The organism is Lacinutrix iliipiscaria, from assembly GCF_042686125.1.
Lineage (GTDB): Bacteria > Bacteroidota > Bacteroidia > Flavobacteriales > Flavobacteriaceae > Oceanihabitans > Oceanihabitans iliipiscarium.
In genome coordinates this window covers 147386-164554 of record NZ_JBHUOV010000002.1, presented here as the reverse complement: position 1 = coordinate 164554, position 17169 = coordinate 147386, and the positions used below count along the sequence as shown (strand labels likewise).

The following is a 17169-nucleotide window of genomic DNA, read 5'->3' as shown; positions in this document are numbered from 1 at the left end:
TATAAATAAATTAAAATTTAAAAGATTTATATAGAATATAAACTCTATTTTTTGTATTATTATACTAATTATGAGCCTGTTATTAAATAAAATAAAGCAATTAAAAACTAAGGATGTTATTATTACAATTTCAATTGTAGCTTTACCATTTTTGTTTTTTATATATAAGTTAGCTACTAGAACTCAAGAATGGAAGACTAAATTATTTTTAATTGATTCTGGTAATTGGGATGATGTATATTTTTATTTATGGATGATAAATGTGAAATTGTTGATAATAATTATGTTAATTATTTGGTATGGAACATGCAAGCATTGGTGGCGAAAAGTGATTTTAGTACCATTAATATTAGAATTATTTAAATTAAGATCATTTTTTGACAAATCTACAGTTCATATTGATGAAATTGAATTTTTGCAAAGTTTACCTATAACTATTCCCATTATTATATTTATAATTTTTCTTACAAAAAAAATGGGGTATTTTTCTAAATACTCTGATTTACACAATGAATTAAATCAAGAGATAGAGCAAATAATTGAGGTTTTAAATCTAATTAAACAAGAAGAAATTGTATTTTTTAAAAAAGAACTTAAGTATATCAAAAGTAAAAAATCAATTCTTAGTCTGAATGAATATAATAATAAACTGTTGAATTTAAGAAAGCGACTGACTGATGATTTATAATTTAAATATGTTTAAGCCCTTTATTATTGGGAGAAATTATTTTTATAGAGACATTATAATTACAATTATTATTATGGCCTCACCTTTTTTATTTTATTTATATACCATATCTCCTAAGGAAACTAGTAGATGGGAAACTTTATTTTTTGTATTAGATTTAGAGTCAGTAGATTTAGAAGTAGATAAAATGCTTTGGCATATTAGTTATAAAATTCTTACAATAATAATTTTTAGTTTGTGGTACTTGACTTGTAAACATAAATGGAAATATGCAATTTTAATTCCTTTAATTATTGAAATAAATAAGTTAACAACTTATTTTTTTGAAATAAGTAGACAAGCTGATTATAAAATATATTATAGCTTAATGTTAAGCTTGCCATTAATATTCTTATTAACTTTTTTGTCAGTTAAATTAAGTTACTTTTCTTACTCAAAAAGTGTAAATCAGCAGCTTGATGAAGAAATTGACACAATGTTAGGCAGTGTTTCTAATTTTAAAACTGCAGACTATAAAGAAATTAAAAAGAAGCTTATACAATTAAGAAAAGAAAAAAACAACCTTGATAAAAAAGAATATTTAACCAAATTAATAAGGCTAAGAGAAGAATTTATAATTTAATAGTAATTAGCTAGGCTTATTACTTATTGTTAGCGCTTTTTATTTCTTTTAATATATCTTCTAGTAAAGCCTTTTTTTCAGAACTCCACTTTTGATTAAGACGTTCATTAATATAGGTTTCAATAGCTTGGTCAGATTGTGATGCTTCATTAGATTTTTCTTTAAGTAGCATATCGCCTTTACCAGTAATCAACCAAACCAGATTTACTTGAGGATATAATTTTACAATACGCTCTATAACATCACTACCAACAGAAGCATTATTTTTTTGCATGCGTAAAATATAGCCATTGGCAGTACCTATAGAGATATCAAACTGTCTAGCACTAATGCCTAGATGTTTAATTAGTAGCATGATCCTATGAATCGTTTTACTCATAATAACCTTATTCTATTAGTAGAATATATTCTATTGTTTGTGCTAATATATGTAAAAAAATAAAAGAGAAAACATGATGCTTTCTCTTTTATCAACATTTATATAAAATTTAACTTTTAAAAATATTGTTTGACTTTATCCCAAACACCTTTTGGTTTAATCATTAATTCATCTTCTAATTCTTGCATGGATTTGTCAATAGAATTTAGCTTATCAAATATTCTTGCACGAATCAAATAAATAGAAGGGATAACAATTGCCATTATTGGGACTAAATATAATAATTGAAATTCATCTAAATATTTTAAATCATCATTCAAAAAACCAAATATTTGGTAAGTATACATAGCAATAGGCACTAGAATAGCATGATACCACCAATGGCGACAAGTAAAAAACCATATAATTAAAAATAGGAGGGGGATTATTTTTCCAGTTAATATCCACATAGCATAATTGGCATCTTCCCAATAAGTACTATCATAGGTAAACAAAAAAGTGTTCCAGACTTGAGTGTCAGGAACACTTTCATATAAGTAAAATAAGTAAGGGCTTATTGCTATAAAGGTAGCAATTAAACTACCAAGCACTAAGCTCTTATTGACAGACCTATCCGTGTGTTGGGACTGGTCTCTTTTTCTTGTCGATTTTAGTTGTTTGTTGTCCATCTAGGTCTAATAAATTAGTTGCCTGAGCTGTAAACAACACACCACCAAAAATTGCAATTGCAATTAAATACTTTTTAGTTTTCATACGTAAGGGATTTATTAATTAATAGTCCAAAAGTAACTAAAGAGTATATTGTCATTTTGCTCCAAATGTTAAAATTATGTTAAAATCAACATTTTTTGAATTTTTGCTTACGGTTTTTCCGTAGAATTTAAGCAAAATCACTAAAGGTGTAAATGTTTTCTTACTTTTTTCAGGTTGTTTTTTTAGATTTAGGGTTATTTATAACTATTTTTCTGGTGTTATCATTATTTAATTCTAAAAATACATGTTGTGCATCTTCAGGTAAAATATCTATCACTAATTCTGGCCATTCTATTAATATCCAATCACTTTCATTTAAATAATCTTCAAAACCAAAATTATACACATCTTCAAGGTCATTTATTCTATATAAATCAAAATGATATATAGAATGTGGCGTTCCTTGGTATTCATTAACTATAGAGTAGGTAGGACTTTGTACATCATCTGCACTACCTAGAGCTTTTACTAATGCCTTAATAAGTGTTGTCTTACCAACTCCCATTGAACCATGGAACAGCAAAATTTTACTTTTACTATGCTCTAAAAGTGTTTTAGCAACTTCTTCTAGGTTGTTAATTGTGTAATTTATTTCCAAACCTTACTTTAAATTAACGTACAATTATACATATAAAAATTGTTAAAAACTAATTTTTTGCGCATTTCATCGGATTTTTATGTATTATATAGATATTATTTAGGATTTAATACCACAAACGGAATAATCATTTCTTCTAATGAAACGCCTCCATGTTGATACGTATTTCTATAATAACTTACATAATGGTTATAGTTATTTGGATAAGCAAAAAACAAATCACTTTTTGCAAAAATGAAAGAACTATTCATAGAAATTGATGGTAAATGAATACTTTTTGGGTCTTTAGCGACTAAAACATCTTTGTCTTCATAAGTTAAACTGCGACCAGTTTTGTAGCGAAGATTTAAGCTGGTGTCTCTATCTCCAACAACTCGAGAAGGATTTTTAACATTAATTGTCCCATGATCTGTAGTCAATATTAATTTAAAACCTAGCTGTTGCGCCTGATGAATCATTTCTAATAAAGGAGAATTTTTAAACCAACTTAAAGTTAAAGAACGATACGCTTTGTCATTTGATGCTAATTCTTTAACGACATCCATTTCAGTTTTTGAATGCGATAACATATCTACAAAATTGTAAACCACAACGGTTAAGTCATTATCCTTTAAACCTTTAAAATTATCAACTAATTTTTTGCCATTCTTAAGGTTGGTAATTTTGTAATATTCATGTTTAAGATGCGATAAGCCTAATCGTTTTAATTGCTCTCTTAAAAAATCGGCTTCATGCAAATTTTTACCACCTTCGTCGGTATCGTTTTTCCAGTAGTTAGGATGCAATTTTTCCATGTCACTTGGCATTAATCCAGAAAAAATAGCATTTCGAGCATATTGTGTTGCTGTTGGCAAAATGCTATAAAAGGGAATTTCTTTATCCTTTTTGTAGTAATTATTAACAATAGGTTCAAAAGCTTTCCATTGATCATAACGTAAATTATCAATAACTACTAAAAGTGTAGGCTGTTCTTTACCAATTTCTGGGACAATTTTTTCTTTAAAAAGCGTATGAGACATAACAGGAGCATCTGTATGTGCTTCAAACCAATTTGGATAATGCTTATCAATAAATTTTCCAAATTGCGTATTGGCTTCAGTTTTTTGTGATTCAAGTATTTCAAACATCCCAATGTCTTCAATGTCTTCAAGTTGAATTTCCCAATACACAAGTTTTTGATATAAACTTGCCCATTCTTCATAGGTATTAACCATAGATAAATCCATAGCTATTTTCCTGAACTCTTGCTGATAGTTAGAGGTTGTTTTTTCAGATACTAAACGCGAATGGTCTAGATTCTTTTTTAAGCTTAGTAATATTTGATTCGGATTAACAGGTTTAATTAAATAGTCTGCAATCTTATTACCAATAGCTTCTTCCATGATATATTCTTCTTCACTTTTAGTAATCATAACGACAGGAAGTCTATCACGACGTTCTTTAATTTCATTTAAAGTTTCTAGACCTGTTAGACCAGGCATGTTTTCATCTAAAAAAACAATATCAAAATTGGTGTCATCTAATACTTCTAAGGCTTCTGTACCACTTTTGCAGGTGGTTACTTTATAATTTTTTTGTTCAAGAAATAGAATATGAGGTTTTAATAAATCGATTTCGTCGTCAACCCAAAGAATATTTATATTGTTCATGTATATTTGTTTATGAAATTGTAAAAATTTGAAGCTTGCAAACTAAAAACAAACTTAAAATATTAAACGACCCAATTTACGGATTTATTACTATACCAAATTCGTTAATCTTCGATTTAATTGAACACAAATATTTTCAAAGATTAAGACGTATTACGCAAATGGGTATGTCGTACTTGGTTTATCCTGGAGCACATCATACTCGTTTTCATCATGCGATAGGTTGTATGCATCTCATGCAAAAAGCTATTCATGTACTTCGTTTTAAAGGAGTTAGTATTAATGAAGAGGAAGAAAAGGCGCTTCTTGTGGCCATCCTTTTGCACGATATTGGCCACGGACCATTTTCTCATGCCATGGAGCATAGCATTGTAAATGGTGTTTCTCATGAAGAAATTTCATTGCTTTTTATGGAAGAACTCAACACAAAATTTAACTCAAGTTTAACGCTTGCCATTCAAATTTTTAAAGGAGAGTACCATAGAAAGTTTATGTGTCAGCTTATTTCTAGTCAAATTGATATGGATAGAGCAGATTATTTAAAACGGGATAGTTTTTATACTGGTGTAGCAGAAGGGAATATTAATAGCGAACGTTTAATAACAATGTTAAATGTTGTAAACAATGAATTGGTTGTTGAAAACAAAGGCATCTATAGTATCGAAAAATTTTTAGTTGCTAGACGTTTAATGTACTGGCAAGTTTATTTGCATAAAACAAGTTTAGCGGCAGAGCAGCTACTAATTCGTGTGCTAAAACGTGCAAAAGAACTCACCAATAATGGAGTTAAGCTTGACGCAAGTGAGCCACTTCAATATTTTTTGAAACATGAAATTTCTATCTCAGATTTTAATACAGAGATATTAAAAACCTTTGCTATGCTTGATGATTATGACATTGTTTCAGCAATGAAATCTTGGCAGTTTCATGACGATTTTATTCTAAAGAATTTATGCGAAATGATCATTAACAGAGATTTACTTAAAATTAAAGTAAAGAAGAAAAAAATAAAAAAAGAATATCTAGATCAGCATATTGAAAGCCTAATTAATAAGTATAATATCACTAAAGAAGAAGCTCAATACTTTGTGTTTACTGGCGAAATTTCAAATCAGGCTTATCATCAAAAAAAGCAAAATATTAATATTCTATATAAGAATGGAAAAATTGAAGATATTGTTAAAGCGTCAGATCAATTAAACCTGAAAGCACTATCAAAACCGGTCACTAAATATTACATATGTTATCCAAAACAAAAACTTTAATGTAGGTTTGACACATTTTTCCTATTTTTGCTAGAATTACTCAAATTAAAATATAAAGTGTGAAATTCACAGCACAACAGATTGCAGGAATTTTAGAAGGCGACATCGTTGGAAATCCAGATATTGAAGTCTCTAAACTTTCAAAAATAGAAGAAGGTATGGAAGGCTCATTAACTTTTCTTGCTAATCCAAAATACACACCTTTTATATATTCTACCAAAGCATCTATTACTATTGTCAATAAATCCTTTGAACCAGAACATGCTATTAAAACAACTCTAATTAAAGTTGAAGATGCTTATAAATCATTTTCAAAGTTATTAGAGTATTATAATATGGTAAAGCTTAATAAAATAGGTGTAGAGCAACCTTCATTTATTTCTGATTCCGCAAAATATGGCGACTCAGTTTATATTGGAGCTTTTACCTATATTGGTGAAAACGTGACACTTGGTGAAAACGTGAAAATTTTCCCTAATGTTTATGTTGGTGATAATGTAACTATAGATAATGATACCGTAATCTTTGCTGGCGCTAAAATTTATTCAGAATGTATTATAGGTAAAAACTGTGTGATTAATTCTGGTGCTATTATTGGTGCTGATGGTTTTGGTTTTGCGCCAAATGATAAAGGCGAATTCAGTAAAGTCCCTCAAACAGGAAATGTCATTCTTGAAGACTTTGTTGATATAGGTGCTGGCACAACCATTGATAGAGCAACATTAGGCTCTACATTAATTAGAAGAGGTGTGAAGTTAGATAACCAAATACAAATCGCTCATAATGTTGAGATTGGAAAAAACACAGTTATTGCTGCTCAAACAGGAATTGCTGGGTCAACCAAAATTGGTGAAAACTGTATGATTGGAGGACAGGTTGGTATAGCGGGACATTTAATTATAGGAAATGGAGTGCGTGTTCAAGCTCAATCTGGTATAGGAAGAAACGTTAAAGATAATGAAACCTTACAAGGTTCTCCATCTTTTAACTATGGAGACTGGAATAAATCTTATGTGTATTTTAAAAACCTGCCTAAAATTGTTAAAAATATTAATGAACTTGAAAAAAAAGTAAATGGCGATAATTAATACTGATATTAAGCAAAAAACCATCAAAAAAGAAGTGTCTTTAGATGGTGTTGGTTTACATACTGGTAAAGATGTAAAGTTGATATTCAAACCTGCTCCAGAAAATTTTGGATTTAAGTTTAAACGTGCAGATTTAGAAGGTGAACCTGTTATTGAAGCTGACGCAAATTATGTAACCAATACACAAAGAGGAACCTGCTTAGAAAAAAATGGAGTGACAATTCAAACGTGTGAGCATGTACTTGCAGCTTTAGTTGGATTAGATATTGATAATGTTATTATTGAACTAAATGCATCTGAACCACCAATTATGGATGGATCTTCTAAGTTCTTTATTGAAGCTCTTGAATCTGCCGAAATTGTTGAACAATGTGCTGTTAGACAAGAGTATGTCGTAACGGACGTTATCTCATATACAGATGAAGAGTCTGGAAGTGAAATTTTAGTCATGCCTTCTAAAGAATACCAAGTCACGACTATGGTCGATTTTGGAACTAAAGTTTTAGGTACTCAGAATGCGACTTTAAATCATATAGCCGATTTTAAAAATGAAATCTCAGATTCTAGAACCTTTAGTTTTTTACATGAAATTGAAATGCTCCTTGAAAATGGTTTGATTAAAGGAGGCGATTTAAATAATGCCATTGTATATGTCGATAAAGAATTGTCTCCAGCGACAATGGAAAAATTAAAAATAGCATTTAAAAAAGATACAATCGCTGTAAAATCTAATGGGATTTTAGATAACTTAACATTACACCATCCAAATGAAGCAGCAAGACATAAATTACTAGATGTTATTGGTGATTTAGCTTTAGTTGGAACCAGAATTAGAGGGAAGGTTATTGCAAATAAACCGGGGCATTTTGTAAATACTCAATTTGCTAAAAAACTCTCTAAGATTATTAAGAATGAAAAACGTAATTATGTTCCTGTTGTTGACTTAAATCAAGAGCCTTTAATGGATGTCAACCAAATCATGAATATGTTGCCTCATAGACAGCCTTTCTTATTAATTGATAAGATTTTTGAGTTGAGTGAGTCTCATGTTATTGGAATGAAAAACGTGACCATGAATGAAGATTTTTTTAAAGGTCACTTTCCTGGAGCACCAGTAATGCCTGGCGTTTTAATTGTTGAAGCCATGGCTCAGACTGGAGGAATATTGGTGCTTAGCACTGTTCCAGACCCAGAAAATTACCTCACATTTTTCATGAAAATTGATAAAGTGAAATTTAAACAAAAAGTAGTTCCTGGCGATACACTTATTTTTAAATGTGATTTAATTACTCCAATTCGTAGAGGTATATGCCATATGCAAGGTTATGCTTATGCCAATGGAAAACTATGTGCTGAAGCAGAATTAATGGCACAAATCTCTAAAGTAAAATAATAAACTAAACATGAATCAACCACTAGCTTACGTACATCCTGGAGCAAAAATTGCTAAAAATGTCGTTATAGATCCTTTTACAACAATACATAACAATGTTATTATTGGTGAAGGCACTTGGATTGGTAGCAATGTTACCATAATGGAAGGTGCTCGAATAGGTAAAAATTGTAATATTTTTCCAGGAGCAGTCATCTCTGGTGTACCTCAAGATTTAAAATATAAAGATGAAGACACATTAACCGTAATTGGAAATAACGTAACCATTAGAGAGTGTGTGACCATTAATAGAGGAACGACAGATAAAATGAAAACCGTTATAGGCGATAATTGCTTAATTATGGCGTATTGCCATATAGCACACGATTGTGTTGTTGGTAATAACTGCATCTTCTCAAATAATAGTACCTTAGCTGGACATATAAATGTAGGCGATTATGTAGTTCTTGCAGGTATGACTGCTGTGCATCAATTTTGCTCTATTGGTAATCATGCCTTTGTTACAGGAGGTTCGTTAGTTAGAAAAGATGTGCCTCCATATGTAAAGGCTGCTCGTGAACCATTATCTTATGTAGGAATTAATTCTGTTGGACTAAGACGAAGAGGTTTTTCTACTGAAAAGATTAGAGAGATTCAAGACATATACCGAATTCTGTATCAAAAAAATTATAATAACTCTCAGGCTTCAGATTTAATTGAAGCTGAAATGGAAGCTACGCCTGAACGCGATGAAATTCTTCAATTTATAAAGAATTCTCATCGAGGTATTATGAAAGGCTACTTCAAATCAAATTAAAAAATAAAATCAATAAAATTAAATGGCAACAACTTCAGATATTAGAAACGGACTTTGCATAAGATATAATAATGATATATATAAAATTATTGAGTTTTTACATGTGAAACCAGGAAAAGGACCAGCTTTTGTGAGAACAAAAATGAAAAGTGTAACCAACGGGAAAGTACTTGATAACACCTTTTCTGCAGGCCATAAGTTAGAAGATGTAAGAGTTGAAACACATAAATTTCAATTTTTATATCATGATGGAGAGTTCTATCACTTTATGAATCAAGAAGATTATACACAAATACGATTATTAGAAGCTGCTCTAGATACTCCAGAGTTAATGAAAGAAGGAGAAGTTGTAACGGTGTTGATTAATTCTGAAGATAATATGCCACTTTCTGTTGATATGCCTGCAAGTGTTATTCTTGAAGTAACTGCTACAGAACCTGGTGTCAAAGGAAATACAGCAACTAATGCTACAAAACCTGCAACTGTGGAAACAGGTGCGACTGTTAATGTGCCTTTGTTTATTAATGAAGGTGATAAAATTAAAATAGAAACAGAAAAAGGGACTTATAAAGAACGTATTAAGGAATAATTTAATGAAGAAAAGCTTAGAAGAAATTGTAAAAACTGAAGCCGAATATTATGATGGAAATAAGCTTGAGCGTGGTAAAATTAGAAAACTAAGACGCCATGCCTTTCATTTTTCAGGTAAACGAGAGGCTAAAGTTTTAGACAAAATTGTGGCTACTTTTCATGATAAAGAATTATTAGAAATCGGTTCTAGTAGTTGGTTGTATTGGATTAAAGGTAAGGTAATGCCTAAAAAAATTACCTGTATTAATATTTCAGAATTTAGACTTAATAATTGTAAGAAAAAGGCTGAAGGTATTCCTTTTGAAATGGACTTCTTATTAATGGATGCCAATCAGTTAGAATTTCCTGATGAAACTTTTGATGTGGTTTATGGTGGCGCAATTTTACACCATTTAGATATAGAAAAATCTCTAAATCACGTGCATAGAGTTTTAAAGCCTGGTGGTTATATCTTATTCACAGAACCATTAAACATTAATCCTCTTTATAAAATTTATCGCAAATTAAATCCTAAAGAGCGTACGCCAGATGAACATGCTCTAGTTTTAAACGATTTTAAAATAATTAAAGAAAAATTTACATTTGAGCATTACTTTTTTGATTTCTTTAGTGTTTTTACAGGATTTATATCCTTGAAGATTTATGGAGATAAAAATTATAAAAATTGGATTAATAAAACAGGCTATTATTTAGATGTTTTATTTTCTAAAATACCATTTATGCATGTGCTATTTGCTCGTGTAATTATTTATGGAAAAAAGAAGTAAATAAAGTATGAAATTTCCACAACCACATACACTTAAACAGATCGCAAATTTATTAGATTGCAAATATGTTGGTGATGATGATTTTCCTGTTTTAGGAATAAACGAAATACATGTTGTAGAGCCTGGAGATGTTGTTTTTGTCGATCATCCTAAGTATTATGATAAGGCATTACAATCTGCAGCAACTATAGTTTTAATAAATAAAGAAGTGGATTGTCCGAAAGGAAAGGCTCTAATTTTAAGCGACGATCCTTTTCGAGACTTTAATAAAATTACCAGGCATTTCAAGCCGTTTCAATCATCAAATGTTGCTATTTCTCCTTCAGCAAGAATTGGAGAAAACACGATTATTCAACCAAATTGCTTTATCGGAAATAATGTGGTTATTGGTAATGATTGTGTTATACATTCTAATGTGAGTATATATGATGATACGGTTATTGGTAATCATGTAACAATTCATGCAGGCGCAATATTAGGTGCTTCCGCTTTTTATTATAAAAAACGCCCTGAAGGATTTGACCCTTTAATCTCTGGAGGTAGAGTTGTTATTGAAGATCATGTCGATATTGGAGCTTTATGTACTATAGATAAAGGTGTTACTGGTGATACAACCATTGGTGAAGGAACCAAACTTGACAACCAAATTCAAGTCGGACATGATACTGTTATTGGTAAAAAATGCTTAATTGCTTCACAAACTGGTATTGCAGGTTGTTGCATTATAGAGGATGAAGTCACTATTTGGGGACAAGTTGGTACCACAAGTGGAATTACAATAGGTGAAAAAGCCATAGTCTTAGGACAGACTGGAGTGACTAAAAGTATTGAAGGGGGGAAATCTTATTTCGGTACACCTATTGAAGAATCTCGAGTAAAATTAAAAGAATTAGCTTCTATTAAGCGTATTCCTAGTATAATTGAAGAACTAAAAAAGAAATAATGTCTGCTAAAACAATTGTAAAATCCTTTTATGAGTCAGACTTGGCTAATGACGAAAGTGTGATTTCTAAATTCTTTCACAAAGATTGCGAATTACACTGGAATAGTAGTCACGGATTTATGAAACTTGATTATAAAGGCGTTGAAGATTTTTTTAAAGGGACTCGTGCTTCATATACTTCTTTACGTTTTCAGTTTAGCCTATTGTTAGAAGATGGTGCATATGTAACGAGTAGACATGTGTTATATGCCAATACTATAGAGAATCCAGAGGATGAAATTGCACTTGCCTATTTTACTGCGATTTGGGAAGTAAAAGACAATAAGTTATTTCGCTGCTATGAGATGAGTCAGCAAGCAGATGAAAAAACCATGCAATCAAATTCATTTTCTGAAATAAAAATTTAGAAATTCATTTATAAATACTTTTCAAAAACTTACTTTTGTAACGTTAAAAAAAAATAATAAATAATGAGCGTTTTAGTTAATAAAGATTCAAAAATAATTGTTCAAGGATTTACTGGAAGTGAAGGTACTTTTCACGCTAGCCAAATGATTGAATATGGTACTAATGTAGTTGGTGGTGTAACCCCTGGAAAAGGTGGACAATCACATTTAGATAAACCTGTTTTTAATACCGTTGAAGAAGCTGTTAAACAAGTAGGTGCAGATACTAGTATTATTTTTGTTCCTCCTGCTTTTGCTGCTGATGCAATAATGGAAGCTGCAAATGCTGGAATTAAAGTAATTATTACAATTACTGAAGGTATTCCTGTAGCAGATATGATTAAAGCTGCTGCTTATATTAAAGATAGAGATTGTCGCTTAATTGGACCTAATTGTCCTGGAGTAATTACACCTGGAGAAGCTAAAGTTGGTATTATGCCTGGATTTGTATTCAAAAAAGGTCGTGTTGGTATTGTTTCAAAATCAGGAACGTTGACTTATGAAGCTGCTGACCAAGTTGTAAAACAAGGTTTAGGAATTACAACAGCCATTGGTATTGGTGGAGACCCAATTATTGGGACAACTACTAAAGAAGCTGTAGAAATGTTAATTAACGATCCTGAAACTGAAGCTGTGGTAATGATTGGTGAGATTGGTGGTCAGTTAGAAGCAGATGCTGCTAATTGGTATAAAGCAAGTGGAAGCAAGAAACCTGTTGTTGGTTTTATCGCTGGAGAAACAGCTCCTGCTGGTCGTACAATGGGACACGCTGGTGCAATCGTAGGAGGAAGTGATGATACTGCCCAAGCGAAGAAAAAAATTATGAGAGCTTGTGGTATTCATGTTGTGGATTCTCCTGCTGAAATAGGAAAGAAAGTTGCTGAAGTTTTAAATTAAGCAAAACTTATACATGTTAAAAACCTCACATTTTTTTGTGAGGTTTTTTTATTTGATGCAATTTGTATTTATTATATTTGAACTACAACAAATCATATTTTTTACAGATGAAATTATTAGAAGGAAAAACAGCTATAATTACTGGAGCCAGTAGAGGAATTGGAAAAGGTATTGCTCAAGTTTTTGCACAACATGGTGCAAATGTAGCATTTACTTATAGTTCTTCTGTTGAAGCTGCAAATGCTTTAGAAAAAGAATTAACAACTTTCGGAGTTAAAGCTAAAGGCTATCAAAGTAATGCAGCAGATTTTAACGAATCTCAAAAACTTGCAGATGATGTTGTTTCTGAATTTGGAAGTATTGATATACTCATCAATAATGCTGGTATTACAAAGGATAACCTCTTAATGCGTATTAGTGAAGAGGATTTTGATAAAGTCATTGAAGTCAATTTAAAATCTGTATTTAATATGACTAAAGCGGTACAACGTACCATGTTAAAACAACGCAAAGGCTCTATTATAAATATGAGTTCTGTGGTTGGTGTTAAAGGGAATGCAGGACAAACTAATTATGCGGCTTCTAAAGCTGGTATTATAGGGTTTTCAAAATCTGTAGCCTTAGAGCTTGGTTCTAGAAATATCAGAAGCAACGTGATTGCTCCTGGCTTTATTGAAACTGAAATGACTGCTAAATTAGACGAAGATACGGTTAAAGGCTGGCGTGATGCAATTCCTTTAAAACGTGGTGGAACGCCTGAAGATATTGCGAATGTATGTGTGTTCTTAGCTAGTGACATGTCGGCTTATGTGACTGGACAAACTTTAAATGTAGATGGAGGAATGTTAACCTAAAGGATGTCTTCGGAAACACTTATATATATTATACTATCTGGAATTGTAGCGCTATTATTAGCGCTTTTTCAGTATAAGACAAAAAAAAAGCGGCTAACGAAAAAGAATATGCTTTTTACCTTTTTGCGGTTTATTAGCATTTTTTCAATTTTACTCTTATTAATAAATCCTAAGTTTGAAAAGGTTAAATATTATACCGAAAAACCGAACTTAGTTGTCGCAGTTGATAATTCCAGTTCTATAGTTCACCTTAATCAAAAGGAAAAGGTGCTTCAACTTATTGAATCCATAAAATCAAACCCAGGATTAAGTAACAAATTCAATATTGACTTTTTTACCTTCGGAAAAAATATACAAGCCTCTGATTCATTCAGTTTTAATGAAAAGCAGACTAACATTGATAAGGCTTTTAATGAATTGTCTCAAATTTATAAAGGCACAAATGCACCATTGCTCTTAATTTCTGATGGTAATCAAACCTATGGGAATGACTATAGTTTTTCAGTAGATAAAGTTAATCAACCCATTTTTCCTGTTATTCTAGGTGATACAATTACGTATACAGATTTAAAGCTTCAACAACTGAATGTGAATAGATATGCCTTTTTAAAGAATAAATTTCCTGTGGAAGTGATCGTTACTTATAATGGAAATGTACCTGTAAACTCAAGATTTGTAGTCACCTCAGGTGTTTCAACAGTGTTCTCTGAAAATGTTAGTTTTAGTAAAACAGATAATTCTAAAATTTTAAATTTCACCTTACCAGCAAATCGCGTTGGCGTTCAAGCATACAAAGCGCAAATACTTCCTATTGATAATGAAAAAAACACGATTAATAATTATAAGAATTTTGCAGTAGAAGTTATAGACCAAAAAACAAATGTCGCAATAATTAGTGATTTTTCACACCCAGATTTAGGGACTTTTAAAAAGAGTATTGAAAGTAATGAACAGCGCTCAGTGTCTATTCTTAAACCTAGCGAGTATTTAAGTCAGATGAATGATTTTCAATTAGTTATGCTATATCAGCCAAACAATACATTTAAACCTGTTTATGATTTCTTGAATCAAGAGAATACTAATAGATTTATGGTACTTGGTGCAAAAACTGATTATAATTTTTTAAATAGAGTTAACTCTGCATTTAAGCACGATGTGACCAATCAAACCGAAGATTATCAGGCTAGTTTAAATGCTAATTATTCCACATTTATAGTTGATAATTTAGATTTTGAATCATTTCCACCTTTAAAATCTTCTTTTGGAAATGCTACTTTTTCTATTCCTTTTGAACCTATACTGAACAAAAGGCTTGGTAGCATAGAAACTCCAGAGCCTCTATTAATAACTTTTGAAACAAACAGTAGAAGAGAGGCTGTGCTTTTTGGGGAAGACTTATGGAAATGGAGAGCACAAAGCTATTTGAATCAAAAAACCTTCAATAATTTTGATGACTTTATTGGCAAATTAGTGCAGTATTTAGCTTCAAATCAACGTAAAAACAGATTAAATGTAGAGTATGAATCCTTTTATCAAGGAAATACAAATGTCGTTATCAAAGCACAATTCTTTAATAAAAACTACGAATTTGACACTAAGGAATCTTTAAATATTTCAGTTAAAGAAAATACAACACAAATCACGAGTACACTTCCTTTTATTTTAAAAGGAAATAATTATCAAGTTGATTTAAGTCATTTACCTGCCGGTGACTATAGCTTCACAGTAAAAGCCACTAATGAGAACATAACTAAATCTGGTACTTTTCAAATATTAGAGTATAATATAGAGGAACAATTCTTAAATGCTAATGTCGAAAAATTACAGCAAGTGGCTATTAATACCAATGGAAACAGTTATTTTATCAATAATTATGATCGTGTATTTACTGAATTAATTGAGGACGAGCGCTTTGCAACTATTCAGAAGAGTAGTAAAAATGTTGTACCTTTAATAGATTGGAAATATCTACTTGCTTTGATCATATTATGTTTAGCTGTAGAGTGGTTTTTAAGAAAATATAACGGATTAATATAAATATATAACATGGAAAAATTACCAAAAATTGCATTACCTTTTATTATACTATTTGTCGTCATAGTCATACTCATATCTAAATCTGCTGTGACTATTGGTCCAGGAGAAGGAGGCGTTTTATTTGAGCGTTTTGGCGATGGTATTGTCACAGATCATACTTATGGAGAAGGGTTTCATATTGTAGCGCCTTGGAATAATATGCTTGTGCATACAGTGCGTCAGCAATCGGTCTCAGATGAAATGAATGTGCTTTCAGTAAACGGATTAGAAGTAAAAGTATTTGGAACTATTTGGTATGAGCCAGAGTTTGTGAACCTTGGGAAACTCATAAAAACTAAAGGAGAAGATTACGAAAGAGAGCTTTTAAATCCTGCAATTAGCGCAGCAGCTAGAAGTGTTGTTGGTCGCTATACACCAGAACAATTGTATTCTAGTAAAAGAGATGTGATTGAACAAGAAATTTTAGACGAAGTCACAATACTTCTAGGTGGTCAATTTTTAACGGTTAAACGTGTATTAGTGGAAGATGTAAAATTACCTCCAACCATTAAAGACGCCATTGAACGTAAACTAAAACAAGAGCAAGAATCTTTAGAATATGAGTTTAGATTAGTGACGGCAGATAAAGAAGCTCAAAAAGTACGTATTGAAGCACAAGGTAAGGCGGATGCTAATAAGATATTAAGTGCTTCACTTACTGATAAAATCCTTCAAGATAAAGGTATAGAAGCAACTGTAAAACTAGCTGAATCACCAAATAGCAAAGTCATTGTTATTGGTTCTGGAGATTCAGGTATGCCAATCATATTGGGCAATCAATAAAAAGATTTTTAAAAATGAAAAAGGCATCAAGATTTAATCTGATGCCTTTTTTGTTGATTAGTTAGTGTAAATTATGATATCCAACCTTTTTTAGTGGCATGTTTAGATAGCCAAAGAAGTGCAATTGCAACAACAATAATCATTGGCGTCATGGCATTAGCCATATTTAAAGAGAATGTGATATAAGACATTTGGACTAAAGCAGCAATAGCTCCGATTAAAAAGAGGTAATAAGCCCATTTTTTTCTTATGATGAGTCCAATACAGCCTAGCGCTCCTCCAAAAACAGCAAGCGCAAAAGCAGCTGTATACCATGCTGGTAAGTTTTCGTACATCACACGATCAGATTCAGGTAATGCAGCTAGAGCATCATCTGTAATATAAGCTTGAGCAATATAAGCACCAACACCCATTAAATTCCAGATTAGAGCAACAATGCTTACAATCCAGAACCAAATTGGTGGTTTGTTCATTGAATTTTCTTCCATTTTTAATTGTTTTAGTTAGTTAATATGAAGACAATGTATAAAAATTTTGCCATATCTTTTAAAATAGGTTACTTGCTAATCTAAATTTTTAAC

At 31.1% G+C, this 17169-nt stretch carries 20 protein-coding genes; 14 read left to right on the top strand and 6 right to left on the bottom strand.

Going from position 1 to position 17169, the window contains the following annotated elements; genetic code table 11:
• The first annotated feature begins 70 nt into the window (after positions 1-70).
• The gene (locus tag ACFS5M_RS07865; protein ID WP_183487624.1) at positions 71-688 is read left to right on the top strand and encodes a hypothetical protein; all 618 of its coding nucleotides are present in this window, start codon (positions 71-73) and stop codon (positions 686-688) included.
• On the top strand, positions 678-1310 hold the full coding sequence (locus tag ACFS5M_RS07860) for a hypothetical protein (protein WP_183487622.1): 633 nt from the start codon (positions 678-680) through the stop codon (positions 1308-1310). The genes ACFS5M_RS07865 and ACFS5M_RS07860 overlap by 11 nt, the downstream gene beginning before the upstream one ends.
• Positions 1311-1329: 19 nt before the next feature.
• Here ACFS5M_RS07860 and ACFS5M_RS07855 read toward each other — a convergent pair whose 3' ends face one another.
• From ACFS5M_RS07855 to porX, 5 genes are all read right to left on the bottom strand, one after another.
• Complete coding sequence (locus ACFS5M_RS07855; RefSeq protein WP_379898476.1) at positions 1330-1665, bottom strand: hypothetical protein; 336 nt, start codon at positions 1663-1665, stop codon at positions 1330-1332.
• Positions 1666-1805: 140 nt separating this feature from the next.
• On the bottom strand, positions 1806-2279 hold the full coding sequence (locus ACFS5M_RS07850) for a hypothetical protein (protein ID WP_379898473.1): 474 nt from the start codon (positions 2277-2279) through the stop codon (positions 1806-1808).
• Between the two features lie 19 nt (positions 2280-2298).
• Positions 2299-2442 carry a hypothetical protein gene (locus ACFS5M_RS07845; protein ID WP_183487616.1) on the bottom strand — a complete coding sequence of 48 codons (144 nt, stop codon included), beginning with the start codon at positions 2440-2442 and terminating at the stop codon, positions 2299-2301.
• A gap of 169 nt (positions 2443-2611) precedes the next feature.
• Positions 2612-3040, bottom strand: coding sequence for a tRNA (adenosine(37)-N6)-threonylcarbamoyltransferase complex ATPase subunit type 1 TsaE (gene tsaE, locus ACFS5M_RS07840; RefSeq protein ID WP_183487614.1), 429 nt, complete (start codon positions 3038-3040; stop codon positions 2612-2614).
• 95 nt (positions 3041-3135) lie between these two features.
• Positions 3136-4689, bottom strand: a complete 1554-nt coding sequence (gene porX / locus ACFS5M_RS07835; RefSeq protein ID WP_183487612.1) for a T9SS response regulator signal transducer PorX — start codon at positions 4687-4689, stop codon at positions 3136-3138.
• Positions 4690-4724: 35 nt separating this feature from the next.
• Between porX and ACFS5M_RS07830 the strand changes: the two genes are divergently transcribed.
• From ACFS5M_RS07830 to ACFS5M_RS07775, 12 genes are all read left to right on the top strand, one after another.
• Complete coding sequence (locus ACFS5M_RS07830) at positions 4725-5954, top strand: HD domain-containing protein (protein ID WP_183487610.1); 1230 nt, start codon at positions 4725-4727, stop codon at positions 5952-5954.
• A gap of 59 nt (positions 5955-6013) precedes the next feature.
• Entirely contained in the window at positions 6014-7042 is a 1029-nt protein-coding gene (lpxD, locus tag ACFS5M_RS07825) for a UDP-3-O-(3-hydroxymyristoyl)glucosamine N-acyltransferase (RefSeq protein WP_183487608.1), read from the top strand.
• Positions 7029-8435 (top strand): bifunctional UDP-3-O-[3-hydroxymyristoyl] N-acetylglucosamine deacetylase/3-hydroxyacyl-ACP dehydratase, encoded by a 1407-nt coding sequence (locus ACFS5M_RS07820; RefSeq protein ID WP_183487606.1) that lies wholly within the window; start codon positions 7029-7031, stop codon positions 8433-8435. Before lpxD ends, ACFS5M_RS07820 begins: the two co-directional genes overlap by 14 nt.
• Positions 8436-8445: 10 nt before the next feature.
• Positions 8446-9231, top strand: coding sequence for an acyl-ACP--UDP-N-acetylglucosamine O-acyltransferase (gene lpxA, locus ACFS5M_RS07815; protein WP_183487604.1), 786 nt, complete (start codon positions 8446-8448; stop codon positions 9229-9231).
• A gap of 22 nt (positions 9232-9253) precedes the next feature.
• Positions 9254-9820, top strand: a complete 567-nt coding sequence (gene efp / locus ACFS5M_RS07810) for an elongation factor P (protein ID WP_183487602.1) — start codon at positions 9254-9256, stop codon at positions 9818-9820.
• Positions 9821-9824: 4 nt separating this feature from the next.
• Positions 9825-10589: a class I SAM-dependent methyltransferase gene (locus ACFS5M_RS07805; protein ID WP_183487600.1), complete on the top strand. Its 765-nt coding sequence runs from the start codon at positions 9825-9827 to the stop codon at positions 10587-10589.
• A 7-nt stretch (positions 10590-10596) separates the two neighbouring features.
• Entirely contained in the window at positions 10597-11532 is a 936-nt protein-coding gene (locus tag ACFS5M_RS07800; RefSeq protein WP_183487599.1) for a UDP-3-O-(3-hydroxymyristoyl)glucosamine N-acyltransferase, read from the top strand.
• On the top strand, positions 11532-11939 hold the full coding sequence (locus ACFS5M_RS07795; RefSeq protein WP_183487597.1) for a nuclear transport factor 2 family protein: 408 nt from the start codon (positions 11532-11534) through the stop codon (positions 11937-11939). The genes ACFS5M_RS07800 and ACFS5M_RS07795 overlap by 1 nt, the downstream gene beginning before the upstream one ends.
• 63 nt (positions 11940-12002) lie before the next feature.
• Positions 12003-12875, top strand: a complete 873-nt coding sequence (sucD, locus tag ACFS5M_RS07790) for a succinate--CoA ligase subunit alpha (protein ID WP_183487595.1) — start codon at positions 12003-12005, stop codon at positions 12873-12875.
• Between the two features lie 107 nt (positions 12876-12982).
• Positions 12983-13729, top strand: coding sequence for a 3-oxoacyl-[acyl-carrier-protein] reductase (gene fabG, locus ACFS5M_RS07785; RefSeq protein WP_183487593.1), 747 nt, complete (start codon positions 12983-12985; stop codon positions 13727-13729).
• 108 nt (positions 13730-13837) lie between these two features.
• Positions 13838-15766 (top strand): VWA domain-containing protein, encoded by a 1929-nt coding sequence (locus ACFS5M_RS07780; RefSeq protein ID WP_379898466.1) that lies wholly within the window; start codon positions 13838-13840, stop codon positions 15764-15766.
• Between the two features lie 9 nt (positions 15767-15775).
• Positions 15776-16588, top strand: coding sequence for a prohibitin family protein (locus ACFS5M_RS07775; RefSeq protein ID WP_183487589.1), 813 nt, complete (start codon positions 15776-15778; stop codon positions 16586-16588).
• A gap of 71 nt (positions 16589-16659) precedes the next feature.
• Here ACFS5M_RS07775 and ACFS5M_RS07770 read toward each other — a convergent pair whose 3' ends face one another.
• Positions 16660-17076, bottom strand: a complete 417-nt coding sequence (locus ACFS5M_RS07770) for a hypothetical protein (protein WP_183487587.1) — start codon at positions 17074-17076, stop codon at positions 16660-16662.
• Positions 17077-17169 lie beyond the last annotated feature (93 nt).